Origin of the sequence: Pseudomonas sp. yb_5 (assembly GCF_043103865.1) — a bacterium.
Classification (GTDB): Bacteria; Pseudomonadota; Gammaproteobacteria; order Pseudomonadales; family Pseudomonadaceae; genus Aquipseudomonas; species Aquipseudomonas putida_Y.
The window spans coordinates 53,463-79,616 of the sequence record NZ_JBICKE010000100.1 but is presented as its reverse complement, the minus strand read 5'-3'; the positions used below and the strand labels follow the sequence as shown (position 1 = coordinate 79,616).

At 63.2% G+C, this 26,154-nt stretch carries 22 protein-coding genes; 8 read left to right on the top strand and 14 right to left on the bottom strand.

All coding sequences use genetic code 11. The features are described 5' to 3' along the window. The first annotated feature begins 61 nt into the window (after positions 1–61). The 4 genes from gabP (at position 62) to proP (ending at position 5,265) form a co-directional block, all read left to right on the top strand. Positions 62–1,453 carry a GABA permease gene (gabP, locus tag ACF8GF_RS17560; RefSeq protein WP_176684614.1) on the top strand — a complete coding sequence of 464 codons (1,392 nt, stop codon included), beginning with the start codon at positions 62–64 and terminating at the stop codon, positions 1,451–1,453. A gap of 87 nt (positions 1,454–1,540) precedes the next feature. Continuing rightward, complete coding sequence (locus ACF8GF_RS17555; protein ID WP_021782398.1) at positions 1,541–2,434, top strand: PA4780 family RIO1-like protein kinase; 894 nt, start codon at positions 1,541–1,543, stop codon at positions 2,432–2,434. Between the two features lie 196 nt (positions 2,435–2,630). Continuing rightward, positions 2,631–3,605, top strand: a complete 975-nt coding sequence (gene hemB, locus ACF8GF_RS17550) for a porphobilinogen synthase (protein ID WP_010953815.1) — start codon at positions 2,631–2,633, stop codon at positions 3,603–3,605. A 157-nt stretch (positions 3,606–3,762) separates the two neighbouring features. Next, a complete protein-coding gene (gene proP / locus ACF8GF_RS17545; RefSeq protein ID WP_392488261.1) occupies positions 3,763–5,265 on the top strand; it encodes a glycine betaine/L-proline transporter ProP in 1,503 nt (500 codons plus the stop codon). Here the strand turns inward: proP and ACF8GF_RS17540 are convergent, their stop codons facing one another. The 4 genes from ACF8GF_RS17540 to ACF8GF_RS17525 all read right to left on the bottom strand — a co-directional run bounded on the left by ACF8GF_RS17540 (position 5,266) and on the right by ACF8GF_RS17525 (position 9,955). Further along, the gene (locus ACF8GF_RS17540) at positions 5,266–5,967 is read right to left on the bottom strand and encodes a YoaK family protein (RefSeq protein WP_028697209.1); all 702 of its coding nucleotides are present in this window, start codon (positions 5,965–5,967) and stop codon (positions 5,266–5,268) included. A 9-nt stretch (positions 5,968–5,976) separates the two neighbouring features. Further along, a complete protein-coding gene (locus ACF8GF_RS17535; RefSeq protein ID WP_209966387.1) occupies positions 5,977–6,606 on the bottom strand; it encodes a riboflavin synthase subunit alpha in 630 nt (209 codons plus the stop codon). A 173-nt stretch (positions 6,607–6,779) separates the two neighbouring features. Then, entirely contained in the window at positions 6,780–8,846 is a 2,067-nt protein-coding gene (treS, locus tag ACF8GF_RS17530) for a maltose alpha-D-glucosyltransferase (protein WP_392488260.1), read from the bottom strand. A gap of 191 nt (positions 8,847–9,037) precedes the next feature. Next, positions 9,038–9,955 carry a LysR family transcriptional regulator gene (locus ACF8GF_RS17525; protein WP_176684611.1) on the bottom strand — a complete coding sequence of 306 codons (918 nt, stop codon included), beginning with the start codon at positions 9,953–9,955 and terminating at the stop codon, positions 9,038–9,040. A gap of 120 nt (positions 9,956–10,075) precedes the next feature. On the opposite strand from ACF8GF_RS17525, the gene ACF8GF_RS17520 reads away from it, so the two are divergent. The 3 genes from ACF8GF_RS17520 to ACF8GF_RS17510 all read left to right on the top strand — a co-directional run bounded on the left by ACF8GF_RS17520 (position 10,076) and on the right by ACF8GF_RS17510 (position 12,782). Beyond that, complete coding sequence (locus tag ACF8GF_RS17520) at positions 10,076–10,834, top strand: 5-oxoprolinase subunit PxpA (RefSeq protein WP_392461057.1); 759 nt, start codon at positions 10,076–10,078, stop codon at positions 10,832–10,834. A gap of 92 nt (positions 10,835–10,926) precedes the next feature. Continuing rightward, positions 10,927–11,814 carry an allophanate hydrolase subunit 1 gene (locus ACF8GF_RS17515; RefSeq protein WP_176684609.1) on the top strand — a complete coding sequence of 296 codons (888 nt, stop codon included), beginning with the start codon at positions 10,927–10,929 and terminating at the stop codon, positions 11,812–11,814. After that, entirely contained in the window at positions 11,811–12,782 is a 972-nt protein-coding gene (locus ACF8GF_RS17510; protein WP_176684608.1) for a biotin-dependent carboxyltransferase family protein, read from the top strand. The genes ACF8GF_RS17515 and ACF8GF_RS17510 overlap by 4 nt, the downstream gene beginning before the upstream one ends. 62 nt (positions 12,783–12,844) lie before the next feature. On the opposite strand, the gene ACF8GF_RS17505 is transcribed toward ACF8GF_RS17510, so the two are convergent. The 3 genes from ACF8GF_RS17505 to ACF8GF_RS17495 form a co-directional block, all read right to left on the bottom strand. Then, complete coding sequence (locus tag ACF8GF_RS17505) at positions 12,845–13,693, bottom strand: TIGR03915 family putative DNA repair protein (RefSeq protein WP_339443137.1); 849 nt, start codon at positions 13,691–13,693, stop codon at positions 12,845–12,847. After that, complete coding sequence (locus ACF8GF_RS17500) at positions 13,684–14,904, bottom strand: putative DNA modification/repair radical SAM protein (RefSeq protein WP_176684606.1); 1,221 nt, start codon at positions 14,902–14,904, stop codon at positions 13,684–13,686. The genes ACF8GF_RS17505 and ACF8GF_RS17500 overlap by 10 nt, the downstream gene beginning before the upstream one ends. 141 nt (positions 14,905–15,045) lie before the next feature. Continuing rightward, positions 15,046–16,374, bottom strand: a complete 1,329-nt coding sequence (locus ACF8GF_RS17495) for a UDP-glucose dehydrogenase family protein (protein ID WP_392488259.1) — start codon at positions 16,372–16,374, stop codon at positions 15,046–15,048. A gap of 244 nt (positions 16,375–16,618) precedes the next feature. Between ACF8GF_RS17495 and ACF8GF_RS17490 the strand changes: the two genes are divergently transcribed. Then, entirely contained in the window at positions 16,619–17,665 is a 1,047-nt protein-coding gene (locus ACF8GF_RS17490; protein WP_392461059.1) for a class I SAM-dependent methyltransferase, read from the top strand. A 131-nt stretch (positions 17,666–17,796) separates the two neighbouring features. On the opposite strand, the gene ACF8GF_RS17485 is transcribed toward ACF8GF_RS17490, so the two are convergent. The 7 genes from ACF8GF_RS17485 to ACF8GF_RS17455 all read right to left on the bottom strand — a co-directional run bounded on the left by ACF8GF_RS17485 (position 17,797) and on the right by ACF8GF_RS17455 (position 26,073). Beyond that, positions 17,797–19,041, bottom strand: coding sequence for a saccharopine dehydrogenase family protein (locus ACF8GF_RS17485; protein WP_176684603.1), 1,245 nt, complete (start codon positions 19,039–19,041; stop codon positions 17,797–17,799). Between the two features lie 32 nt (positions 19,042–19,073). Continuing rightward, a complete protein-coding gene (gene nspC / locus ACF8GF_RS17480) occupies positions 19,074–20,171 on the bottom strand; it encodes a carboxynorspermidine decarboxylase (RefSeq protein WP_003248125.1) in 1,098 nt (365 codons plus the stop codon). A 184-nt stretch (positions 20,172–20,355) separates the two neighbouring features. Beyond that, positions 20,356–21,273, bottom strand: a complete 918-nt coding sequence (locus ACF8GF_RS17475; RefSeq protein WP_176684602.1) for a pyridoxal-phosphate dependent enzyme — start codon at positions 21,271–21,273, stop codon at positions 20,356–20,358. After that, positions 21,270–21,944: a transcriptional regulator gene (locus ACF8GF_RS17470; protein WP_252459746.1), complete on the bottom strand. Its 675-nt coding sequence runs from the start codon at positions 21,942–21,944 to the stop codon at positions 21,270–21,272. The genes ACF8GF_RS17475 and ACF8GF_RS17470 overlap by 4 nt, the downstream gene beginning before the upstream one ends. A gap of 83 nt (positions 21,945–22,027) precedes the next feature. Then, positions 22,028–23,731 carry an amidase gene (locus tag ACF8GF_RS17465; RefSeq protein WP_392488258.1) on the bottom strand — a complete coding sequence of 568 codons (1,704 nt, stop codon included), beginning with the start codon at positions 23,729–23,731 and terminating at the stop codon, positions 22,028–22,030. 192 nt (positions 23,732–23,923) lie between these two features. Next, positions 23,924–24,766: a glutathione-dependent disulfide-bond oxidoreductase gene (yghU, locus tag ACF8GF_RS17460; protein WP_176684600.1), complete on the bottom strand. Its 843-nt coding sequence runs from the start codon at positions 24,764–24,766 to the stop codon at positions 23,924–23,926. 113 nt (positions 24,767–24,879) lie between these two features. Then, positions 24,880–26,073 (bottom strand): MFS transporter, encoded by a 1,194-nt coding sequence (locus ACF8GF_RS17455; RefSeq protein WP_176684599.1) that lies wholly within the window; start codon positions 26,071–26,073, stop codon positions 24,880–24,882. Between the last annotated feature and the right edge of the window lie 81 nt (positions 26,074–26,154).

The window sequence follows — 26,154 nt, the reverse complement described above, 5'->3', positions numbered from 1 at the left end:
CGTCGGTGACGTGCAGCCGGCGGCCCCTGCGTGGGCATGACAAAAACAACAAGGTAGCGCCATGCAAACCCACAAGAACAATTTGAGTCATGGATTGAAATCACGGCATGTCACCATGCTGTCCATTGCCGGCGTGATCGGCGCCGGGCTGTTTGTCGGCTCTGGCCGCGCCATCGCCGAAGCGGGGCCGGCCACCATCCTGGCCTATATCCTGGCGGGCGGCCTGGTGGTGCTGGTGATGCGCATGTTGGCCGAAATGGCCGTTGCATCCCCAGATACCGGCTCGTTCTCAACCTATGCTGACCTCGCCATCGGCAAGTGGGCCGGTTATACCATCGGTTGGCTGTACTGGTGGTTCTGGGTGCTGATCATCCCGATCGAGGCCAATATCGCCGCTACCATCATCAACTCCTGGGTCCCGCAGATGGAGATCTGGGTGTTGTCGTTGGTGATCACGTTACTGCTGACGGCCACCAACCTGTTCAGCGTGAAGAACTACGGTGAGTTCGAGTTCTGGTTGGCACTGGTCAAGGTGGTGGCCATTGTCTGCTTCATCGCCCTGGGTGTCTGCGCCATTTTCGGCCTGTTGCCGGGGTCCGGCGTCAGCGGCGTTTCGCGCCTGTGGGATACCGGGGGCTTCATGCCCAACGGCTTTGGTGCAGTGCTGAGCGCCATGCTGATCACCATGTTCTCGTTCCTCGGGGCCGAGGTGGTGACCATTGCTGCGGCTGAATCCGACGAGGCGGGCAAGCATATTTCCAAGGCCACCAATTCGGTGATCTGGCGGATAACGCTGTTCTACATCCTGTCGATCTTCATCGTCATCGCACTGGTACCGTGGACCGACCCGCGCCTGGCTACCGAGGGTTCTTACGTCACGGTGCTGGACACCCTCGGCGTGCCAAATGCCAAGGCCATCATCGACTTCGTGGTGCTGACCTCGGTGACCAGTTGCCTCAACTCCTCGCTGTACACCGCCTCGCGCATGGTCTATTCGCTTAGCCGTCGTGGTGATGCCCCGGCCTGTGCCCAGATAACCAGCCGCAGTGGTACACCCGTGGTGGCCGTGTTGTTGTCGACGGGGGCTGCATTCCTGGCGGTGATCGCCAACTACCTGGTGCCGGCCAAGGTGTTTGGCTTCCTCATGGCAAGCTCCGGCGCCATTGCCCTGCTGGTGTATCTGGTCATCGCCATTTCCCAGTTGCGCTTGCGCCAGCGCCTGACGGCACAGGGCAAGACACTCGGTTACCGCATGTGGCTGTTCCCGTGGCTGACCTGGGGCGTGATCCTGTTCATCAGCGGCGTACTGGTATTGATGCTGTTCCGCCCGGATCATCGCCTGGAAGTGGTCTCGACGATGGTGCTGGCGGTGTTGGTGGTGTGCTCGGGGGTGCTGGTCACCCGGCGCCGGGCGCGCGGCGGGGCCGTGGCTGGCGTAGGGCAGCGCGCCTGATTCGTCTGGCCTGAAGACAGACGAGCAAGTCGCATCAGGCTGTGAGAGGATGTCCGTCAACAAAGCCAGGACCCTGAACGCAGCCTGATGAAGACACCTAAAAGAATCGAACCGTTGATCGAAGACGGCCTGGTCGACGAAGTACTCCGGCCGTTGATGAGTGGCAAGGAAGCCGCTGTGTATGTGGTGCGCTGTGGCAGCGAGGTACGCTGCGCCAAGGTCTACAAAGAAGCCAACAAGCGCAGTTTCCGCCAGGCCGCCGAATACCAGGAAGGCCGCAAGGTGCGCAACAGCCGTCAGGCCCGGGCCATGGCCAAGGGCAGCAAGTACGGCCGCAAAGAAGCCGAGGATGCCTGGCAGAACGCCGAAGTGGCTGCGCTGTTCCGTTTGGCCGGTGCGGGCGTAAGGGTGCCCAAGCCTTACGACTTCCAGGACGGCGTGCTACTGATGGAGCTGGTGACCGATGCCGATGGCGATGCGGCCCCGCGCCTGAACGACGTACACCTGGAAGTTGAAGATGCCCGCGCGTTCCATGCCTTCGTCATTCGCCAGATCGTGCTGATGCTGTGCGCCGGAATGGTGCATGGTGATCTGTCCGAGTTCAACGTGCTGCTCGGCCCGGACGGGCCGGTGATCATCGACCTGCCGCAGGCAGTGGATGCAGCCGCCAACAACCACGCCTTCAGCATGCTGCAGCGCGATGTGGACAACATGGCCCATTATTTCGGGCGCTTTGCCCCGGAGCTGAAAAGCACCCGCTATGCGCAGGAGATGTGGGCGTTGTACGAGGCCGGCGAGTTGCTGCCCGACAGCCCGTTGACCGGGGTGTTCGAGGATGACGAACATGAGGCTGACGTAACCGGGGTGATGCGCGAGATCGACGCCGCCCGTATGGACGACGCTCGCCGCCGTGCGGCACGCGCCGAGGCTGAGCATGGGCCGGCCAAGGCAGAGGAGGTGACGCCGCCCTGGTTGCAGTAATTTAGTGCCTGTGCCGGCCGCTTCGCGGGTGAACCCGCTCCTACTGGGTTTGTAGGCGCGGGTTTACCCGCGAAGAGGCCAACACAGGCAAACCCCGGGCGTTGCCATTGACGCAAGACACAATCTCGTCATTTAGCCTTTTCACTGGCGCGCGACAGGCATAAGGTATACGCCGTTCAAATTCCCTGGAGCTGTCATGTCCAACCAATTCCCGTCCGTTCGTCCCCGCCGCCTGCGTCAGAACGAGTCCCTGCGCACGATCTTCCAGGAAACCGAGTTCCGCCTTGAAGACCTGATCCTGCCGATCTTCGTCGAAGAGGGCATCGATGATTTCGTGCCGATCACCAGCATGCCCGGTGTCAACCGTATCCCCGAGAAGCTGTTGGCCCAGGAAATCGAGCGCTATGCCCGCGCCGGTATCAAGTCGGTGATGACCTTTGGCGTATCGCACCACCTGGATGCTGACGGCAGCGACACCTGGAACGAAAACGGCCTGGTTGCGCGCATGTCGCGTATCTGCAAGGACACCGTGCCGGAAATGGTGGTGATGTCCGACACCTGCTTCTGCGAATACACCAGCCACGGCCACTGCGGCGTGCTGCATGACCATGGCGTGGACAACGACGCCACCCTGGCCAACCTGGGCAAGCAGGCTGTCATCGCCGCCGCTGCCGGTGCCGACTTCATTGCCCCTTCGGCGGCAATGGACGGCCAGGTGCAGGCAATCCGCAGCGCCCTGGACGGTGCCGGCTTCCACGACACCGCGATCATGGCCTATTCCACCAAGTTCGCCTCGTCGTTGTATGGCCCGTTCCGTGAGGCCGGTGGCACCGCACTGAAAGGCGACCGCAAAAGCTACCAGATGAACCCGATGAACCGCCGCGAAGCGGTGCGCGAGTCGCTGCTCGACGAGCAGGAAGGGGCGGACGTGCTGATGGTCAAGCCGGCCGGTGCCTACCTTGATGTGATCGCCGACATCCGCGCCGCTTCGCGCCTGCCACTGGCGGCGTACCAGGTGAGTGGCGAGTATGCGATGATCAAGTTCGGTGGCCTGGCCGGTGCCATCGACGAAGGCCGGGTGGTGCGCGAAAGCATTGGCGCAATCAAGCGTGCCGGTGCCGACCTGATCCTGACCTACTTCGCCATGGACCTGGCGCGCGAAGGTATCTGAAGCCAGGCCTTCGGCATGAAAGCCGCTGCCATTGCAGCGGCTTTTCTTTGGGCGCTGTTTGGTGGTGCCGCAAACGCACAAAAAACAGTAAGCGCTGAATTATTTAGTGTCCTGTTGTATCTGATCCCTTAGAGCATTCATCGACAGGGATATGGGTATGAAACCTCGCAAGAAAAACGTCCAGCCAATCGGCCTGAAGGACATCACCATCGTCGACGACGCCAAGATGAAGAAGGCGATCACAGCCGCCGCGCTGGGCAACGCCATGGAGTGGTTCGACTTTGGCGTATATGGCTTCGTCGCTTATGCCTTGGGCAAGGTGTTCTTCCCCAACGCCGACCCCAGCGTGCAAATGATCGCGGCCCTGGCCACCTTCTCGGTGCCATTCCTGATCCGGCCTCTTGGCGGGTTGTTCTTCGGTGCCTTGGGCGACAGGTTCGGGCGGCAGAAAATCCTCGCCGCGACCATCGTGATCATGTCCCTCAGCACCTTCGCCATCGGCCTGATACCGTCCTACGCGAGCATTGGTATCTGGGCGCCGATCCTGTTGCTGCTGGCCAAGATGGCCCAGGGCTTTTCGGTGGGCGGTGAATACACCGGCGCCTCGATCTTCGTTGCCGAGTACGCGCCTGACCGCAAGCGCGGCTTTCTCGGTAGCTGGCTGGACTTCGGTTCGATTGCCGGCTTTGTGCTGGGCGCAGGGGTGGTGGTGCTCATTTCCACGGTTCTGGGTGAAGAACAGTTCCTCGAATGGGGCTGGCGCCTGCCGTTTTTCCTGGCCCTGCCGCTGGGCATCATCGGGCTCTACCTGCGCCATGCGCTGGAAGAAACACCTGCGTTCCAGCAGCACGTCGACAAGCTGGAGCAGGGCGATCGTGAAGGCCTGGCCTCCGGGCCCAAGGTGTCGTTCAAGGAAGTGGCCACCCAGCACTGGCGCAGTCTGGTGACCTGTATCGGCGTGGTAATTGCCACCAACGTCACCTACTACATGCTGCTTACCTACATGCCCAGCTACCTGTCGCACAATCTGCAATACAGCGAAGACCATGGCGTGCTGATCATCATCGCGATCATGGTTGGCATGCTGTTCGTGCAGCCTATGATCGGTCTGCTCAGCGACAAGTTCGGCCGACGGCCGTTCATCATCGTCGGCAGTGTCGGCCTGTTGGCCTTGGCCATTCCGGCATTCATGCTGATCAACAGTGGCGTGCTCGGGCTTATTTTCGCCGGCCTGCTGATCATTGCCGTGTTGCTGAATTTCTTCATCGGCGTGATGGCCTCGACGCTGCCGGCCATGTTCCCCACGCACATCCGCTACAGTGCCCTGGCCAGCGCCTTCAACATCTCGGTGCTGATCGCCGGCCTTACCCCGACCCTCGCTGCGTGGCTGGTGGAGAGCACAGGCGATCTGTACATGCCGGCCTATTACCTGATGGTGATCGCCGCTGTCGGCCTGATCACCGGCCTGACCATGAAGGAAACCGCCAACAAGCCCCTGCGCGGCGCGGCACCCGCGGCATCGGACATCGAAGAGGCGCGTGAACTGCTGCAGGAGCACCACGACAACATCGAGCAGAAGATCGAGGACATCGATGCGCAGATCGCCGAGCTGGAAGCCAAGCGCGAGAAGCTGGCCCTGCAGCACCCGCGTATCGAATGATCAGCGCGGCATGTAGCCACGCTGCCAGGACCGCGGGATGAACCGCGATACCAGCGCCAGCACGCAGGCCAGCGCGCAGCTGCCGGCCAGCGCCTGCAGGCCCAGGTGTTGTTGCAACCAGGCGCCCAGTGCGGCGCCCAGCAGCATGCCTGCCCAAGGCACCAACTGCACCCGCCAGCCATTGCGCCGTTCGCCCAGCAGCCAGCGCCCCAGGCCGCGGCCGAAACGCGACAGGGCGCCAGTCACGTAAGTCAGGCCGATGGGCAGGCCATTCACCTGCTCGACTACCGCATTGATCATGCCCATGGCCAGCGTGGCCGCCAACAGCGCGGGGAAGGTGGCTGGCAACGGCCACGCTGCCGCGAAGGCCAGCAGTGCGGCAACCACCAACAGCACTGGCCAGGCTCGACGGCGCAATCCGTGAGCCAGGAGCACGCCCAGCGCATTGCCCGCGACAAAGCCCAGTACCGCGCCACTGAGGCGTAGCACAAGGGCCAGGTCTGCTTCACTGATGGCCACCGCCAGGCGTGTGGTGTTGCCACTCATGAACGACACGAAATCGCCCAGTGCCAGCAGGCCGATGGCATCGGTCATGCCGGCCAGCACCGACAGGGCGGCGACCAGGCCGAGGCCGACGCGACCACGCATTACCTGCAGGCGCAAACGCCTGGCTGTGCGCGCGGGGAGGGCGTTAGGGAGCATGTGCAGGCCTCAGGGCAGCAGGTTTTCGCGGGCCAGGGTACCTTTGATGGTGCGCTCCACCACATCGACCAGCACCATGGTCTGGTGGTCGACCTCGATGTTGAGCAGTTCACCTGTGTGGTAACTGGCGAAGGTGGTCTGCCGCAGGGTTTCCGGGATCAGGTTGATGGTGATCACGTTGTCCTCCACGTCAGCGACCGTCAGGCTGCAGCCATTGACCCCGATGAAACCGCGCGGGAACACGTACTTGCCCCATTGCGGCGGCATACGGAACTTGATGAAGGCGCCGGTTTCCTTGATCGACAGCTCGACGATTTCAGCGGTGGTGGCGATATGGCCGGCCATCAGGTGGCCGCCGACTTCGGCGTTCATCTTCGCTGAGCGTTCGATGTTCACGCGCTGGCCGGGCTTGAAGTTGCGCAGATTGGTGCGCTCGAGGGTCGCGGTCATGGCGTCGAACCTGACCTGGCTGCCATCGATTTCGGTCACGGACAGGCAGGTACCTTCGACACTGACGCTGGCACCGATCTTCAGCTCGTCGAGCAGTTCCGGGGTGAGGTCGATGGTGAACTGGTTGTGGCCCGGGTAGGTGGTCACATCAAGCAGAGGGCGGACGGCCTGGACGATGCCGGTGTACATGGAGTTGCTCCTGGGCACGGAAAAGAAAACTTCCGAACGCTATGCCCGTAGCGCAGTAAATGCAAGACCGGGCTTCCTGGCTGGCAAGCCGGCTTGCGAGTCTGGCGCCTGCGCGGGGCAGGCGGCGTGCTTGTGGGCGAACCCGGTTTGCCGACGGCAGGGCCACTGCAGATTCAAACATGCCCGCTGCTGTTGACGATCCGCAGGCACAGCGCCTCGTACGGGTCCAGGTTCACCATCAGGCGCCCGTCCTCGGTCAAATCGCCTTCGACCGTCTCGTTGATCATGTCGACCACCGGCCCGGGTGTGAACCCGGTCAACAGCAGTTCCTCGGCAATCGTGTCCTGGCCGAAGTTCAGCGCACTGATCTGGATACCCCGCCCGGCTGGCAGCTCGTGCACCATCACCAGCAGCCCCGGGCTGCTCACCTCAGGTACCAGCACCTGACGGCTGGTGGCGATGCCGTAGGCCTGGCGCACAGCCAGCAGTTTCTTCACCTTGCAGGCAAATGAATCACCCTCGTCCAGCTGGCTGTCGAGGCTGCCGTACAGCGCCCGGGCACGCGGCATGCCACGCACTGAAACCTCTGCCTGTGGGTCGAGCCCGGCGAGGTCATAGCCGCCCCGGTGAATCCAGCGGGTATCGCCATCGAGCATGCGTTCGGCAACCGCCTCGGCGGGCAAGGGCAGGGCGCCGACCAGGTCCCAACCGGACAAGGCGACCACCCCCGGCTGCATGGCGTTGTACATGACCAGCAGCAGGTGCACCTTCTTGATCAGCTCGATATCCGCCTCGCCAATCTGTTCGAGGTCGCGAATACCCAGGGCAGCAGCGATCAGGCTGGCGGTGGTGCAGGCGATGCCGTTGGTCACGAAGCGCAGGTTATACGGGGCATGTTCTCCCGACAGCCGTTCGTAGATCTCTTCGCGGATATGTTCGCGCAAAATGCTGCCAGGCAGGGTCTGGCCTTTGTACAGGTACATGTCGTGCGCGTGCAGTGTCCAGAAGTGCACCAGCTCCACGGTCAGTTCGTCATGGTTTTGCAGGGCATGTATCAGCGAGGCCGGGTCGATGCCGAAGGCGTGCATCTCCTTGAGCATCAGGCGCAGGAACTCGGTGTCGCCGGTCAGCAGCGCATGCTGGTAGGCCGGCCGGGTAATGAAATCGTAGGACAGGTCGGCGCCTCCCCTGGACATCTGCGCAATGTCATCGAGGGTCAGGTTCAGCTCCTGGAAGCTGAAACCGCCGGCCTTGCGGATCATGCCACCGATCAGCTGGTTGCCGACGATCGACAGCGGGTGGCTTTCCGACCAGGCGGTGCCGCTGGCGCGGGTTTCCACGCCGAGAAAGCCGTTGGCGTCCAGGCGCAGGCCGCGGGCACCGAGGCAGTCCAGGGCGTGCAACGCATCACCAATGATCATTTGTTGGGCGGCGAAGGTCGGGTCCAGCCAGTTCAGCGACGGCTGGCCCTCTTTGAAGTAGTGCAGGTACACCCAGCGCCGGGTCTTGCCGTCGACGCCTGTGATCGGCGGCGTGGCGCTCCAGTCGGTTTCCTTCACGCCCGGCTCGAAGAAGATCACCCGTTGCAGCTGGCCAACGATGTAATGGCGCGCCTTCAGCTCGTCACACTGCGCGGGCAGCAGGTTGACCGCATCGCGTCCGGCGGGCACCTCGGGCAGCAGCGTCCAGTCTTCTTCGCGGATCTCGACCATGTGGTACAGCCCCGGGTAGGGGCCATGGGCGATCTCGGCCAGGCGGAAGTCGGCGCCCTTGCCGGTGTGCGAGGGGATCAGGTCGTCGATGGTCACGGCATTGTGCGCAGCGGCCATGCGGCTCATCTGGATCAGCTCCTGCTCGCTGCCGTACAGCGGGTCGATGTCGAAGCTGATGCGGTCGAAGTTGCCGTCCACGCTAGGGGTGAGTTCGCGGCCGCGGATGCCACCGGACAGTTTGATAGGGCCCGTGTGCAGGCCCTGCACGCCAATCTCCGACAGGCGCTTCCACAATGCTTCGTGAGCCAGGGCACCGAGCACCGAGCAGCCCTCAGGGGCGATGATGGCGTCGGGGTAGACGGTGAGCCAGACCGAGGCGATTTCGGTGGCGCGGCGGGGCTGGGCCTCGGCGTAGGGTTGTTGCCACAGGCGCGACTGGCCTGAGTACAGGCTGGCACGCGCCTGGGAGGCCTTGAGCATGGCGCGGTCTTCGAGCCATTTGACGTATGACGGGTCGGGCTGGGTCATTTCGCGTCCTCTTTGCGTGTCGGCACCGGCTCAGATTATGACGGCATTGCGGCCTGAACGTTCGGCTCGAGATGGGTGTTGGTTTCTTCGCGGGCTCGCCCGCTCCCACAGGCTGCCATACCGCTGAAGATTTGCGCTGCACCTGTGGGAGCGGGCGCGCCCGCGAAGAGGCCGGGCCTGCAAAGGCAGGCTCAGCGCCGGGCCGACAACTGCTGCGGCGCCAGAAACGCATCATGGAAGTAATTGCGCACCGCCTGCATCGCCGGGCTGAACGCCCGTTCCCGGTGCCAGGCCAACCCTACGCTCATCGGTGCGACCGGGTCGCTGATGGTCACCGTCTCGATACGCTTGCCCTCCAGCGACCACGGGCGGTGCACCAGGTCTGACAGGATTGCCACGCCACTGCCATTGGCCACCATGCTGCGCACGGCCTCCACCGAACTGGTCCGCACCCTTACGCTCGGCCGCTGCCCGGCCTGCTCCCAGTAACGCATGGCACTTTGCTCGGCTTCATCCACGGTCAACAGGATGAACGGCTCACAGGCCACATCGGCCAGGCTCACCGCCGAGCGTTCGCACAGCGGGTGGTGCGCGGGCAACCACAGCCGGCGCTCGGAGTTGAACAGGGTTTCCGAAACGATGTCGGGGTGGGTGAGGTTGGCGGTGAGCACCACCGCCATGTCGAAACGCCCTTCCAGCAGGCCTTGCTCGATGGCGCTGCGTTCCTGCTCGTAGAGCTCCAGGGTCACGCCCGGATGCCAGTGCTCCAGGCGTTGCAGGTGGTGCGGCAGGAAGTAACCGATCACCGTGTAACTCGCCGCCAGGCGCAACAGGCCGCTGGCGCGCACGTCCGGAAGCGGGCTGTTCAACGCGTCGTCGACACTGCGCAGGATGACGTAGGCACGGTTCAAAAAGTGCCGGCCGGCCTCGGTCAGGCTCATGCCCTGGGCCGAGCGCTGGAACAACAGCACACCGAGCATTGCTTCCAGCTCCTTGATGGCCGTGGTCACTGCCGACTGGGAGATGTTCAGGTGGATCGCCGCTTGGGATATCTGGCCGATTTCAGCGGTGGCAACGAAGTAGCGGACCTGGCGCAGGGTCAGTGACACGGTAGGCTCCCGGGGTATCTGATTTTCAGAAGGTACCCCATCTGTTTATAGATCTTCCCAAGGGGGTGTAGAGAATCTAACGTGGCTTGCATGCAGTCACAAGTGCCAGGAGATGCCGTCATGCAAGCAGTAGACTTCAACTCGGACATGGGCGAGGGCTTTGGCCCGTGGACCATTGGCGATGGCGTCGACAATGAGCTGATGGGTTACATCAGCAGCGCCAACATCGCCACTGGTTTCCATGCCGGCGACCCCGGCACCATGCGCCGCACCGTCGAGCGCGCCAAGGCACTGGGCGTTGCTGTGGGGGCACACCCGGGATTCCGTGACCTGGTTGGCTTTGGCCGCCGGCATATCAATGCCTCGGCGCAGGAACTGGTGGACGACATGCTCTATCAATTGGGCGCGCTGCGTGAAATCGCCCGTGCCCAGGGCGTGCGTCTGCAGCACATCAAACCGCACGGGGCGTTGTACATGCACCTGGCGCGTGACGAAGAAGCCGCGCACTTGCTGGTGGAAAACCTGCGGGTGATCGAGCCGGAACTGCTGCTGTTCTGCATGCCGGGTTCGGTGATCTGTCGCATTGCCCAGGCACTGGGCCAGCCGGTAGTTCGCGAGTTCTACGCCGACCGCGAGTACGACCTGAGCGGGTCGATCGTGTTTACCCGCAATGTGCGTGGCTACGAGCCCCAAGCCGTCGCCGAGCGGGTGCTGCGCGCTTGCCGCCAAGGCGTGGTGCGTACGGTCGAAGGCCAGGACCTGGCCATCGAATTCGATTCCATTTGCCTGCACAGTGACACCCCGGGCGCGCTGGATCTGGTCGAGGCCACGCGCAGGGCCCTGGATACGGCTGGCATCGTGGTGCGTGCGCCGCGCTGAATCAATCAGGCATCCGGCAAACAGACAAGCCGGAGCCCGAGCATTTTATTTTCGCCTGCCTTTCTATAAAGATTCCAAGAAAAGGAACTGTCATGGCCGAACCGCTTGCTACAACACCGATCCGTTACAGCTTCGGCGCCGACGAGCACCTGTTTGCCGAAGTCAGCGAGAGCATGTCGCTGGAGGCCTTTTTCAAGGGTATGGCCGTCACCCGGGCGGTGGAGCGGCTGGCCCTGGATGGCGTGCTTGATGTGTGCCTGGCCAACGCGTCGTTCCAGATCCGCTTCGACCCGGACCGTATCGCCCCCGAGGCACTGCTTGAGGCCGTGCGCGGCGCCGAAGCGCAGGCGGTGGCCGAGCGCTCGCTGCAGACGCGTATCATCGAGATTCCGGTGCTGTACAACGACCCCTGGACCCATGAAACCCTGATGCGCTTTAGGGATCGCCACCAGGACCCGACCAGTACTGATCTGGAGTACGCCGCGCGCATCAACGGCCTGGCCGATGTCGACGCATTCATTGCCGCGCACAGCGGTGCGCCATGGTTCGTGTCGATGGTCGGCTTCGTCGCCGGCCTGCCGTTCATGTTCCAGATGGTCGAGCGCCAGCGGCAGCTGCAGGTGCCCAAGTACCTGCGCCCCCGTACCGACACGCCCAAGCACACCCTGGGCCATGGCGGCTGCTTCGGCTGCATCTACTCGGTGCGCGGGGCTGGCGGCTACCAGATGTTCGGCGTCACCCCGGCACCGATCTACGACCCGCAGCAGACCTTGAATTACCTGAAAGAGCACATGGTGTTCTTCCGACCAGGTGACATCGTGCAGTTCAAACCCATCGACCGCCGTGCCTATGACCAGGCGGTGGCGGATGTGGAGGAGGGCCGTTTTGACCTGCGCATTCGTCCCGTGGCGTTTTCTCTGGACGCCTTTCTCGCCGATCCGGTCGGCTACCCGAAATCGCTGCAGGAGGTGCTGGCATGATCAAGGTACTCAAACCGGGCCTGGCGACTTCCGTGCAGGACCTTGGCCGCGAAGGTTACTACCACCTGGGCATTCCGCCATCCGGCGCACTCGACCAGTATGCCCTGAGCGCCGCCAACCACCTGGTGGGCAACCCGGCGGGCGCCGCAGGGTTGGAGTGTGCGCTGGTGGGGCCGGAACTGGAGTTCCAGCAGGATACGCTGGTGGCGGTGTGCGGGGCACAGATGCCAGTGCTGCTGGATGGACGCGAGCAGCGCCCGGACACGGCGTTTGCCGTGCGCGCCGGGCAAGTGCTGCGTTTTGGCTTCCCCACTGCAGGCGCCCGGGCTTACCTGGCAGTGGCTGGCGGTATCGATGTGCCGGAGGTGCTGGGTAGCCGTTCAACCTATGCGCTGGGGGCCTTGGGTGGCTTTCAGGGCCGCAAGTTGATGGCCGGTGACCTGTTGCCGGTCGGCGTGCCCAGCGGCAAGACCCGCGCCGGTGCAAGCTTGCCGATGGCCCTGCGTCAGGCCCTGGGGGGCGAGGTGGTGTTGCGGGTGGTGCCTGGGCTGTACTTCCACCGCCTGACCGAAGCGGCAGCGCAACGTTTCTTCACCGACGCCTGGACGGTTGGCTCCGAAGCGGACCGTATCGGCTATCGCTACAAAGGCGGCAGCGCCTTGAGTTTCCAGGCGCGCGAGCAGCCGTTCGGTGCCGGGTCGGATCCGTCGAATATCGTCGACAGCTGCTACCCGATCGGATCGATCCAGGTGCCGGCAGGGTTGGAACCGATCATCCTGCATCGCGATGCGGTGTCGGGGGGCGGTTACGCCATGATCGGCACGGTGATCAGTGCCGACCTCGACCTGATCGGGCAGATGCAGCCCAACCAGCAGGCGCGGTTCCTGCCGGTGAGCCTGGAGCAGGCACTGGAGGCGCGGCGTTCGTACAAGAAGAAGCTGGCCTGCCTGGCCAGGCTCTTCAGTTGAGCATGATGGCTTCGGCGTAGCAGCGGCCTTGTGTCTCGACGGGGCCGCAACGGGCTCCGCGGCTACACCGAGCGCGCAGGTTTGCTGATTGTCTTGCCGGTTTGGGAGGCCACCTCAAGGGCTTGGCCGTCCCGCTGTTTGCCTTGGCGTGCCAGGCCTTCGAGCTGCGGTATCAGCATGCCTTCCGGCAAATGCCGCCAGAACCGTCCTGGCATGTGCAGGCGCAAGGCTTCCGGGTTCAGGCGGGCGGGGTTGAAGGTATGGCGGTAGTAGGTGCGCCAGAGTTCGGCGCCCGGGTCTTCGGCATTGCGGGCCCACTGGCGCCAGGGCTCGGGGCACTGGCGCTGGTAGTCGAACGCCTGGCCGTCGAAGCGAATGCCATCCTGTGGCGTGGCAATCAACCAGCGCAAACGCCCCAGGCGGTCGGCGAAGTGCGCGCTGGCACTGTGAAGAATGTCGTGTGCCGGCTCGTGATAGGCCACCAGATCGAGCTGCAAGTGCTCAGCCAGTTCCTCAGGCAGCGGCACGAAGCGTACAAACGCGTGCAAGTGATGCGCCTCGCGGGTTACCTGCTTGATGCGCCGTTGCAGCTCACTGCCCAGCCGATCACCCGCCAGCATTGCCGTGCGGTCGCCATGGGCGACGCGCCACAGCACTTCATACAGCAGGTTCCAGCGTTGTTCGCCACGGTAACGAGAGGCCTGCTCCAGTTGGCTCAGCAGTGCTGCCGGGACTTTGGCCCGAAAAGGACCAGGCCCTTCAGGCGGCGCTGCCGGCACGGCCAGCAGGTCCGCCATCGGGCCTTGCGACCAGGTGACTTCCGATGGGTCGATGCCATGCCCCAACAAGCCCCGGGCCTGATCGCGCCAGGTGGCGAACAGGTCGTCGCAGTCGAGCGCGATCACCCCCATAACCCCATCTGCACGGGCGCTGGCGGCTCACTCAAGCGCGCTCGCAGCAAGCCGCTGCGCAATTCGGCCTGGGCCGGGCGGTAGTCGCTGGTCACGATGAATGGCCGTGCCTTGTCCAGCACGCAGCGCAGCTGGATCAGGTCGTCATATCGGATGCGCCGCTCCCGGCGCAGGGCGACCAGGCGCTGTACGCTGCGCAGGCCGATGCCGGGGATACGCGCCAGTAGCGCCGGTTCGGCGCGGTTCACGTCCAGTGGGAACACTTCGCGGTTGGCCAGTGCCCAGGCCAGTTTGGGGTCGATGTCCAGTGCCAGGTTACCGCTGTGGCCCAGCAGCTCGCCAGCCTTGTAGCCATAACCACGCAGCAGGAAGTCGGCTTGATACAGGCGGTGTTCGCGCAGCAGCGGCGGTGCGGCGAGGGGCACGCTGCCGGGGCTGTCAGGGATCGGGCTGAAGGCGGAATAGTACACGCGCTTGAGGCCGTAGCCTTGGTACAGCGATTCGGCATTGCGCAGCAAGGTGCTGTCGTCGGTGCTGTCGGCGCCGACGATGACCTGGGTGCTCTGCCCGGCCGGGGTAAAGCGCGGCGCCCTGGGCTCGTTGGCCACAGCCTGTTGGCCCTGATGAATCACGCCCATGGCCTGGCGAATGGTGCGCCCTTGCTTTTCCGGCGCCAGGCGCTTGAGGCTGGCGTCGGTGGGCAGTTCGATGTTGACGCTGAGGCGGTCGGCCAGGCGCCCGGCCTCTTCGATCAGCAGCGGGTCGGCATCGGGGATGGCCTTGAGGTGGATGTAGCCGCGGAAGCTGTGTTCTTCGCGCAACAGCCGGGCCACACGGATCAGCTGCTCCATGGTGTAGTCCGCCGAGCGGATGATGCCGGAGCTGAGGAACAGGCCGCTGATGCAGTTGCGCCGGTAGAAGTCCAGGGTCAGGCGTACCACTTCCTCGGGGCTGAAGCGCGCGCGTGGCACGTTGCTGGAGCGGCGGTTGACGCAGTACTGGCAGTCATACAGGCAGAAGTTGGTCAGCAGTACCTTGAGCAGTGATACGCAGCGGCCGTCGGGCGTGTAGCTATGACAGATACCCATGCCGTTGGTAGCGCCCAGGCCGTCACCGCCGCGCGAGTTACGCTTCGGCGCGCCGCTGCTGGCGCAGGACGCGTCGTACTTGGCGGCGTCGGCCAGGATGCCGAGTTTGGCGATGAGTTGCATGGCGCTGTCTCGCTATACTGAATATTCATACAGTATTTTGAGATTTGATGGATTGCAAGTGGTTTGCGCCAGTCATACACGACCCTGCGTCGATGAAGCCGGCTGACTGCCTGGGGAGTGGCCAGCCGGTATTCACTGCAGTCAAGGTGGCGCATTGTTGCCACGTCCGATGCCGTAGTAGGTCAGGCCTGCCGAGGCCATGTGCTCGGGTTCGTACAGGTTTCGGCCATCGAACACCACACGGTCGGCCAGCTGCTGCGGCACTTCGTCCAGGTTGAGCACACGGTAGTCCTGCCATTCGGTGACGATCACCAGAGCATCGGCGCCCTGCAATGCATCGTCCTTGCAGGGCACCAGTTGCAGGTCGGCACGCGGGCCGTAGAGGCGCCGGATTTCTTCCATGGCCTGAGGGTCGTGGGCCTGGACCCGCGCACCCGCGGCCCACAACGCTTCCAGCAGGACCCGGCTGGAGGCTTCGCGGATATCATCGGTATTGGGCTTGAACGACAACCCCCACAGGGCAAACACCTTGCCCCGCAGGCCGCCAGGGTAGTGGCGCTTGATCTTGCTGAACAGCCGGCCCTTCTGCTGCTCGTTGACCGACTCTACTGCGCGCAACAACTGCGTTTCGCAGCCTTCTGCCTCGGCACTGTGGCGTAGGGCTTGCAAGTCTTTGGGGAAGCACGAGCCGCCAAAACCGCAGCCAGCGTAGATGAAGTCGTAACCGATACGCGGGTCCGAGCCGATGCCACGGCGCACCATTTCGATATCGGCCCCCAGGTGCTCGGCCAGGTTGGCGATTTCGTTGATGAAGGAAATCTTGGTGGCCAGCATGCAATTGGCCGCGTACTTGGTCAGCTCGGCACTGCGCGCGTCCATGACCATAAACTTTTCGCGGTTGCGGTTGAACGGCAGGTAAAGCTCGCGTAGCAATTCCACTTCGGCCGCTTCTGCGCCGCCGATGATGATGCGCTGGGGGCGCAAGCAGTCATCCACCGCAGAGCCTTCCTTGAGAAACTCTGGGTTGCTGATCACCTGGAAGCGGCTGGTATCGGCTACGGCCTGGGCGATGCGTGCCTTGATGCGGTGTACCGTACCCACCGGCACGGTGGACTTGTTGACGATTACTTTGGGTCCGTCAGCATGTTCGAGGATGCTGTCGACCACGGCGAAAACGTGCTTCAGGTCGGCGCTGCCGTCGGTTTGCGGCGGAGTACCGACGGCAATGAACTGCAACCGGGCATAGTTGGAAGCCGCTGCGGCATCGGTGGTGAAGCGCAGTCGACCGCAGGCGAGGTTCTTCTCCAGGAGCGGCGCAAGGCCGGGCTCGAAGATCGGGCAATGGCCTTCATTCAGGCTGGCAACCCGATCGGCATCGACATCCATGCACAGCACCGAATGCCCCACCTGGGCCAGGCACACCGCCTGGGTCAGGCCGACATAGCCGGTTCCGAAAACCGTGACCTTCATTTGACAGCTCCTTGATAGGCAAGCTGAAAAAAAATGTCACATCGATGTTTAGGAATTGTGACCTGAAGGATGTGCTCTTGCGCCATATGGCCGTTATTCCACGTCGCCCAGGCAGAGCATCTAAACTTACTGACAGCTCGCGCTAGCGTGTTGTACCGCGAGCGGAAACCCTTGAACCGACCACCGCCTCCCCGGAGCAGACATCCCTCGTGGGCGATGGCCTTCTTGCAGAGGAGGGCACGTCATGGACGAGGCAAGGCTTCACGATTTCATGGGTAAGCTGGTGGGCGACATGGGCGCAGCGGCGACGCTGGCCAATGTCATTCTCGGCGATGAACTGGGGCTGTACCGGGCCATGGCCGACAGCCAGGCGGTCACCCCGGAGCAACTGGCGGAAAAGACTGGCTGCCACCCGCGGCTGGTGCGCGAATGGTTGAATGCCCAGGCGGCATCGGGCTACATGATCCATGACAAGGGCCGTTTCGTGTTGCCTGAAGAGCAGGCCATGGCCCTGGCGCTGGAGGACTCCCCGGCCTATATGGCCGGCGGCGCGGCAGTGGTGGCTGCACTGTTCCATGACAAGGACAAGCTGGTAGCCGCCATGCGCGGCGATGGCGGGTTGGCCTGGGGCGATCACCACCCGTGCATGTTCAGTGGTACCGAGCGGTTTTTCCGGCCGGGGTATCGCACCTTTCTGGTCGCGGATTGGCTGCCGGCGCTGGAGGGTGTGGTGGCCAAGCTGCAGGCGGGCGCCAAGGTGGCGGACGTGGGCTGCGGTCATGGCGCCTCGACACTGGTAATGGCGCAGGCGTTTCCGGCGTCGACCTTCGTGGGGTACGACTATCATGAGCCTTCGATCGCAACCGCCAACGAGCGTGCACGTGAAGCGGATTTGGAGGCGAGGGTGAGCTTCCAGCAGGCCAGCGCCAAGGAGTACCCGGGGCATGACCATGACCTGGTGTGCTTCTTCGATTGCCTTCACGACATGGGTGACCCGGTCGGGGCAGCCCGGCATGCCTACCGTGCTTTGAAGGCGGATGGCACGGTCATGCTGGTGGAACCGTATGCCGAGGACACGCTGGAGGGTAACCTGACACCGGTCGGGCGCTTGTTCTATGCAGCGTCGACGTTTATCTGCACGCCCAATTCGTTGTCGCAGGAAGTGGGGCTGGGGTTGGGGGCGCAGGCCGGGGAGGCGCGATTGCGGGCGGTGTTCGAGGAGGCAGGGTTCAGCAGGTTCCGGCGGGCGACGCAGACGCCGTTCAACCTGATTCTGGAGGCCCGCAAGTAGAGGGTGATCTTGCGCCGGCCTCTTCGCGGGCTTGCCCGCTCCCACAGGTTACGTGCTTGTTTTCAGGCCTGTGGCGATCCTGGACCTGGAAAGCAGAAGGGGTGCTGCATGGCACCCCTTCTGTTTGTTGCTTAGGCTTCAGCGTCCCAAGGACGATCGCCTTTTTCATCTTTGACGCGGGTCGGCAGGCCCATCACGTCCAGCGCCTTGAGGAACGGCTCGGCTGGCAGCTCCTCGACGTTGACCATGCGCTTGGCATCCCACTCGCCACGAGCGACCAGCAGGGCGGCAGCCACTGGCGGTACGCCGGCGGTGTAGGAAATGCCCTGGCTGTCGGTCTCGGCGTAGGCTTCTTCGTGGTCAGCCACGTTGTAGATGAACACTTCGCGCGGCTGGCCATCCTTGGTGCCTTTGACCAGGTCACCGATGCAGGTCTTGCCGGTGTAGCCAGGGGCCAGCGAGGCCGGGTCTGGCAGTACGGCCTTGACCACTTTCAGCGGTACCACTTCCAGGCCTTCGGCGGTTTTCACCGGTTGCTCACTGAGCAGGCCCAGGTTTTTCAGAACAGTGAACACGTTGATGTAGTGCTCACCGAAGCTCATCCAGAAGCGCACGTTCGGCACGTTGAGGTTTTTCGAAATCGAGTGAACTTCATCGTGGCCGGTCAGGTACAGGTTTTGCGAACCTACCACTGGCAGGTCGTCGGTACGCTTGACCTCGAACATGGTGTTGCTGGTCCACTGGCTGTTCTGCCAGCTCCACACCTGCCCGGTGAACTCGCGGAAGTTGATTTCCGGGTCGAAGTTGGTGGCAAAGTACTTGCCATGCGAACCGGCATTGACGTCGAGAATATCGATCGATTCAATGCTGTCGAAATATTGCTGCTGCGCCAGCTTGGCGTAGCTGTTCACCACACCCGGGTCGAAACCGACGCCGAGAATGGCGGTAATGTTCTTTGCCTGGCACTCTTCGAGGTGTTTCCACTCGTAGTTGCCGTACCACGGCGGGGTCTCGCAGATCTTGCCCGGCTCTTCGTGGATGGCGGTGTCCAGATAGGCGACACCCGTATCGATGCAGGCACGCAGCACCGACATGTTGAGGAAGGCGGAACCTACGTTGATCACGATCTGCGATTCGGTTTCGCGGATCAGCGCCTTGGTTGCCTCGACATCGAGGGCATTGAGCGAGAAGGCCTGGATGTCGGCGGGCACCTTGAGGCTACCCTTGGCCTTGACGCTGTCGATGATGGCCTGGCATTTGGAGATGTTCCGTGACGCGATAGCGATACGACCCAGTTCGTCGTTATGCTGCGCGCACTTGTGGGCCACCACCTTGGCGACACCTCCTGCACCAATGATAAGAACGTTCTTCTTCAATTTACCTTTTGCTCCTTACTTGAAAGCCGGTCTTACGACAGGCTGGAAACGTAGTCTTCGAAACCGAACTCGCGGACGACTTCGACGCTGCCGTCGAGCTGCTTGACCACGATGGAAGGCATCTTCAGCCCGTTGAACCAGTTTTTCTTGACCATGGTGTAACCTGCCGTGTCGATGAACGACAGGCGATCGCCAATGGCCAGCGGACGGTCGAATTGATACTCGCCGAAGATGTCACCGGCCAGGCATGACTTGCCGCAGACCATGTAGGTATGCTCGCCGTCATTGGGGGCCATCTTGGCGTTGAGGCGGTAGATCAGCAGGTCGAGCAGGTGCGCTTCGATCGAGCTGTCGACCACGGCCAGGTGCTTGCCATTGTACAGGGTGTCGAGCACGGTCACTTCCAGCGAGGCGCTGTTGGTGATGGCGGCTTCGCCAGGCTCCAGATAAACCTGCACGCCGTATTTTTCCGAGAACGCCTTCAGGCGCGCGCAGAAGGCGTCTACTGCATAGTCTTCACCGGTGAAGTGAATGCCGCCACCCAGGCTGACCCACTCGACCTTGTGCAGCAGGTGGCCGAAACGCTCTTCGATGTGCGTGAGCATCTTGTCGAACAGGCCGAAGTCACCGTTCTCGCAGTTGTTGTGGAACATGAAGCCGGAGATCTGTTCGATCACCTGCTCGATCTTGGCCGGGTCCCATTCGCCCAGGCGGCTGAACGGGCGGGCCGGGTCGGCCAGCAGGTAGTCGGAGCTGCTGACCTGCGGGTTGACGCGCAGACCACGCACCTTGCCTTCGGACTGTTCGGCAAAGCGCTGCAGCTGGCCGATCGAGTTGAAGATGATCTTGTCGCAGTTCTCAAGCATCTCCTCGACCTCGTCGTCGGCCCAGGCCACGCTATAGGCATGGGTTTCGCCGGCGAACTTCTGGCGGCCGAGCTTGAGCTCGAACAGGGAGGACGAGGTAGTACCGTCCATGTACTGCTGCATCAGGTCGAACACCGACCAGGTGGCGAAGCACTTGAGGGCGAGCAGCGCCTTGGCACCGGAGTGTTCGCGCACGTAGGCGATCTTCTCCATGTTGCTGAGCAGCTTGGTTTTATCGATGAGGTAATACGGCGTCTTGATCATTTAAAGGCCCCCGGCCAGGCCGGCCAAAAAAAGGACACGCATTGTGCCTTCACTTGCCGCAGACCGAAAGGGCGGGATACGCATTTCGTCAGGGTTGACGCGATTGCGAGGGCTTTTCGGTTGCGGCGAGGCTAGTAGATCAGGTGTATGTGACTATCGTAATCACCCCCGACAGATGGCAGCTTCAATCTGCCTGCTGCAGCCACGCCTTGATCTGCTCCAGTGTTGCGGTAGCCCCGCCACAGACCACCACCAGTACATTGCGCAAGGCGCCCAGTGCCTTGGCATCATAGGCCACTGCCAACGCCGCCCCGCACGCGGGCTCGACCAGCACACGGTGGTCCAGCAGGAACCGCTCACAGGCCTCCAGCGCTGCGCGATCGCTGACCAGGTGGCTGTGCACCGGATGCTGCTGCACGCACATCAGCGCCTGATCAGCCACACGCTTGGCCCCCAGCGACGTCGCCACCGAGGCGATACGCTCCAGCTCCACCGAATGGCCGGCCTGCATGGCCGCATGCAGCGACGCCGCGCCCTCGGTTTCTACCGCCAGCACCGGCACATCGCCCCAGCCATTGCGCTTCAGCCCCTCGACCACGCCACTGAGCAAGCCGCCCCCACCGACTGACAGCACCACCGCGTCCGGCTTCAGGCCGGCCTCGGCCACTTCATCCACCAGGCTGGCATGCCCGGCCCACAGCAGTGGGTCGTCGAACGGGTGGATGAAGGCATCGTTCGGGCCTACCAGTGTCTGTGCCAAGGCGTTGGCCTCTTGCCAGGAACTGCCGTGCACCACCACCTTGGCGTTTTCCAGGTGCAGCAGTTCCTTGGCCCGTTCGGTGGTGGTTTCGGGTACCACCACGGTCACCGGCACCCCCAGCTTGCGTCCGGCGTAGGCGACTGCCAAACCGGCATTGCCACCTGACGAAGACACAAAGTGCCGGGCGCCGCGCGCCTGGTGTACCTCGCAGGCGTGGCCGACACCGCGCAGTTTGAACGAACCGCAGGGTTGCAGGGCATCGAGCTTGAGCCAGATATTTCGACCGGCCGCCAACGACAGCGGGCGCGATTCGATCAGGGGGGTATGAATGTGCAAGGTCATTGGCTGGCTCCGCGTAGTTGCTCGAGGTAGTTGTAAATGGTGTAGCGCGTCACGCCGAGGGCGCTGGCAGCCTTCTCGACGCCGCCCTTGACGATGAACAGGCCGCGTTCCTGCATGACGCGCACGGCCTCGACCTTGGCCTGTTTGTTCATCCGCCCCTGGCCGCTGCGCTGCAGGGCGGCCTGGATGATCTCGCTCATCAGCAGCTCCATGTCGGCAGGTTCGTTGACCGCCGGTATGGCCCCCAGCGGCTGCAACTGCTGGAGAAAACTCATGGCAGCATCGAGGCCGGTGACGTCGGTGTTGACGCACAGGCTGGCGAACGGGTGGCCGCTGCTGTCACGGAAGATTGCCGTGGCACTTCGTAGCGTGCGGCCCTTGAGCGTAGTGGGGTAATCGGGCAGCACCACCGGCTCACAGCCGTGCTGGTCGGCCGAGGCCTGCATCAGTGCCTTGAAACCCTGGTCCTGCTCCGGTGCGGCGAGGATCGGGCTGCCTACGCTGCGGCCGGAAAGATGACCATTGACGATCGCCACCACCGAATGCTCGGGGTGGTCAAGGTCGTGCAGGAGAATTTCCATGTTGCGCGCGGCAACGCTGCCCAGGGCCTGGATGGCGGCCTTGAGCACGGTGAGGGTGAGTCGGCGTTCTTCGCTGGAGGTGATAGGCATGGCAGATCGCAAAAATAAACTATTTGTGTATTTTTACACATGTAGTTGAAATTCGCGATCTGCTTTAACGGGCCCTGTAAGACTCAGCCGAGCGCCGGTGTGCGCGGCGGAATCATCCGGCGCGAGCCGGTCGCCTCGAAGGCAGCAGCAAAACTCAGCAGCGCGTTGTCGCTATAGGCCTTCCCGGCAAAGGTCAGCCCTACCGGCATACCGATATCGGCCATCACGCCCATCGGCACGGTGACGGTCGGCACGCCCAGGTGACGGATTGCCAGGTTGCCGTTGGCTACCCAGATACCGTTGCTCCAGGCAATGTCCGCCGATACCGGGTTGATATCGGCATCGGCCGGGCCAACGTCGGCTACGGTGGGGAACAGCACCGCGTCCAGGCCCAGCTTGTCCATCCAGTCTTCCAGGTCCAGCTTGCGGGTCTGCTCCAGGCCGCGCAGGCCGTCGGGCAAGGTCTCGATCTGGTCCCAGGTCTTCAGGCCACGTTTGGCCATGTTGACGTACTCGTCCATGCCGGCAGCCAGGTCGTCTTCACGGTTGGGCAAGGTACCCGGGTCGTGGGGGAAGATCTTCAGGCCGTCGACATCGGCCAGGCGGTTAAGCTTGGGGTCATCGTTGGCGCGCAGGAAATCGTCAAAGGCCCAGCCCGACAGTTCCCACAGTTCGTCATGCAGGAACGCTTTGCTGACGATGCCGCGGTTGTACACGGTCGGCGCGCCTGGGCGGTCGCCTTCGCAGTTGGACACCAGCGGGAAGTCCACTTCCAGTACTTCTGCACCCGCCGCTTCCAGGGCCTGGCGTGCTTGTTGCCACAGGTCGATCACCGTGGCGCGAGTGTTGATGCGTTGGCCGGTCGGCCCGCCGATGCCTGGCTTCTCGGCGGTGCCCGCCTCGGGGTCGGCATTTATATACATGCGTGGTACGCCAAAGCGCTTGCCCTTGAGCGCGCTGGCATCCACTGCCAGTTCAAGGTACGAAGCCGGACGTATGGTCGAAGCAGCCGGGATCGGCACCCATGGTTGCAGGCGCCACAGGTCGCCGCGCTTGTCGGCGTCATCGGCTACCACCACGTCGAGGATTTCCAGCAGGTCGGCCATGGTGCGGGCATAGGGCACCACCACGTCCATGGTCGGCGTCAGCGGCCAGTTGCCACGCACCGAAATCACCCCGCGCGACGGGGTGTAGGCGCACAGGCCGTTGTTGGATGCCGGGCCACGGCCGCTGGACCAGGTTTCTTCGGCCAGGCCGAAGGCACTGAAGCTGGCGGCGGTAGCGGTACCGGCACCGTTGGACGAGCCCGAGGCGAAGGGCGCGGTCAGGTAGTTGGCGTTGTACGGGCTTTCGGCGCGGCCATAGACGCCGCGCTGCATGCCACCGTTAGCCATGGGCGGCATGTTGGTCTTGCCCAGGCACACTGCTCCGGCGGCGCGCAGGCGCTCGATGGTGAAGGCGTCGCGCTGGGCGACCAGGTCCTTGAAGGCAGGGCTGCCGGAGGCGGCAGTCAAACCTTTGACCAGGTAGCTGTCCTTGGCGGTGTAGGGGATGCCGTCCAGCGGGCTAAGCACCTGGCCCTTGGCACGGCGGGCGTCGGAGGCCTCGGCTTCTTTCAGCGCCTCCGGGTTGCGTACCACTACGGCGTTAAGGGCAGTGGCGGTGTCGGCGCCATCGTAGGCGTCGATACGTGCCAGGTAGGCCTTGACCAGCTCGACCGCCGTCGTGCGGCCCGACTCGAGCGCGTCGCGCAGCTCGGCAATGGAAACCTCGGTTACCTCGATCATGCGTTCACCAAAAAATGTGCAAGTGGGGGGCTGATGCGAGGAGTGTACAAGAAGGGCTTGGCGGACGCAGGTTTGCGCGGGGGCAAATGGTTTTATGCAGGGGGGCATTGTCGGGGGGCATTTACAGGCATTACGCGGCCCTTTGTTGGGGCGACCTTTTGTTGCCAAAGGGCCGCTCCCACATGGTCTGCGTCAACCTGCCAGGTCTGCGGCGCTATGGCGCTCCGGCACCTGGCTGTCTTCATCTCCCCAGGTACGGTTCACCCGTGTACCGCGCTGCACCGCAGGGCGCAGGGCAATTTCCTCGGCCCAGCGCTGTACGTTCGGGTACTCGTCAACCGCCAGGAACTGCGCGGCGTCATACAGGTTGCCGCGTACCAGCTGGCCATACCAAGGCCACACGGCAATATCGGCAATACTGTATTCCTCGCCGCCCAGATAACGGCTTTCGGCCAAGCGACGATCAAGTACGTCCAGCTGACGTTTGGCCTCCATGGTGAAGCGGTTGATGGCGTACTCGAACTTTTCCGGTGCATACACGTAGAAGTGGCCAAAGCCACCGCCCAGGTAAGGCGCCGCACCCATCTGCCAGAACAACCAGTTCAGGCTTTCGGTGCGCGCAGCCGGCGATTCTGGCAGCAAAGCACCGAACTTTTCTGCCAGGTACAGCAGGATCGAACCTGATTCGAACACCCGCACCGGCGGCTCCACGCTACGGTCGAGCAGGGCAGGAATCTTCGAGTTGGGGTTGACCTGGACGAAGCCACTGGAAAACTGATCACCCTCGCCGATGCGGATCAGCCAGGCATCGTATTCGGCACCGGCGTGGCCCAGGGCAAGCAGCTCTTCAAGGGCAATGGTGACCTTGACGCCATTGGGCGTGGCCAGGGAATACAGCTGCAGCGGGTGCTCGCCCAGCGGCAGGTCCTTGTCGTGAGTCGGGCCGGCTACCGGGCGGTTGATGCTGGCGAACTGGCCGCCGGAGGCTGCGTCGTTGCGCCAGACTTTGGGTGGCACGTAGGCAGGCTTGCTCATGCATGAATCTCCTTCAATGGCGCGAAAACGGTCACGTAAACACGTGGACCTGCATCTATGCCACGGGTTCGACACAATGCGCAAATGCACAGGGTGCAGAACCGGCTCAATGTTCAGCTGTGACGAGCGCGCCGCGCCAGCAGCAACGTTAGGCCGACCCCGACCAAGGCGAGCAGGGCAGCCACGCAGAAGATCGAGGCATACCCCAGGTGTACAGCGACGGCCCCCATCACCGGGCCGGCAATGGCCAAGGCCATGTCGAAGAACACTGCATAGGCGCCCAGCCCTGCGCCGCGGCTGCTGCTGGGGACTTGCCTGATCGCCTCCACGCCCAATGCCGGGTACACCAGCGACAGCCCGAAACCGGTCAGCCCGGCGCCAACCAGCGCCCAGGGCGGCGAGGGCGCCAGCCACAGAAGGCTCAGGCCGAGCACTTCGGTGGCCATGCAGGCGACCGCCACGTTGTAGCCGCCAAAGCGGTTGACCGCGTTGACGAACAGCAGCCGCGAGATGATGAAGCACACGCCAAATGCACTCAGGCACCAGGCCGCGCCGGCCCAGCCGCGCTCGAGGTAATACAAGGTGACGAAGGTGGTCAGGGTGCCGTAACCGATCGAGGCCAGGGTCAAACCCAGGCCGCACGGGGCAACCCGGCCGAACGCCGACCAGAAGGGCAGGCGCTCGCCGCGTACCACGACCACGTCGGGGCGCTTGCGAAGCACCAGCAGGGCAAGGGTCGCCAGCACCAGCAAAGCCGGCCCCAGCACACTGAAGTCCAGCCCGTCCACGGCCAGGACGCCCATTGGCGCTCCGATGGCGATCGCGCCATAGGAGGCGATACCGTTCCACGAGATCACCCTGGCAGTGTGCTCGGGGCCGACCTGGCTGATGCCCCAGCTCAAGGTGGCCACGCCGATCAGCCCTTGGGCGACGCCCAGCAGCAAACGTCCACCGAGCAGCAGTGCCAGGCTCAGCAGCGGTAAGGTGAGGGTCCAGGCTGACAGCAACGTCAACACCCCACAACCGGCAATCCCAAGCAGGCCAAAGCGGATGGCCTGTTTCCCTCCCAAGGTGTCCGCCACCCTCCCTGCAAACGGGCGGCTCAGCAGCGTGGCCAGGTACTGCAGGCCAATCGTTACACCGGCGATTACTGCGCCAAAGCCGAGTTGGTCGTGCACATAGCCGGGCAGTACCGCAATCGGCAGGCCGATGCAGAGGAAGGCAATGAAGGTATAGAAAACGATCGACAGGATCTGCAGGGTGATGTGCAGCGTGTTGCTGGCGGGGGCAGGTTGTTGCGCGGTCATGGGCTCTTTCGCGGGCGGGCGGTTGGGCGTGAACCCATCATGGCCGTTGCGCGAAGGAAAAGAAAGCAGGCTAACGAATTA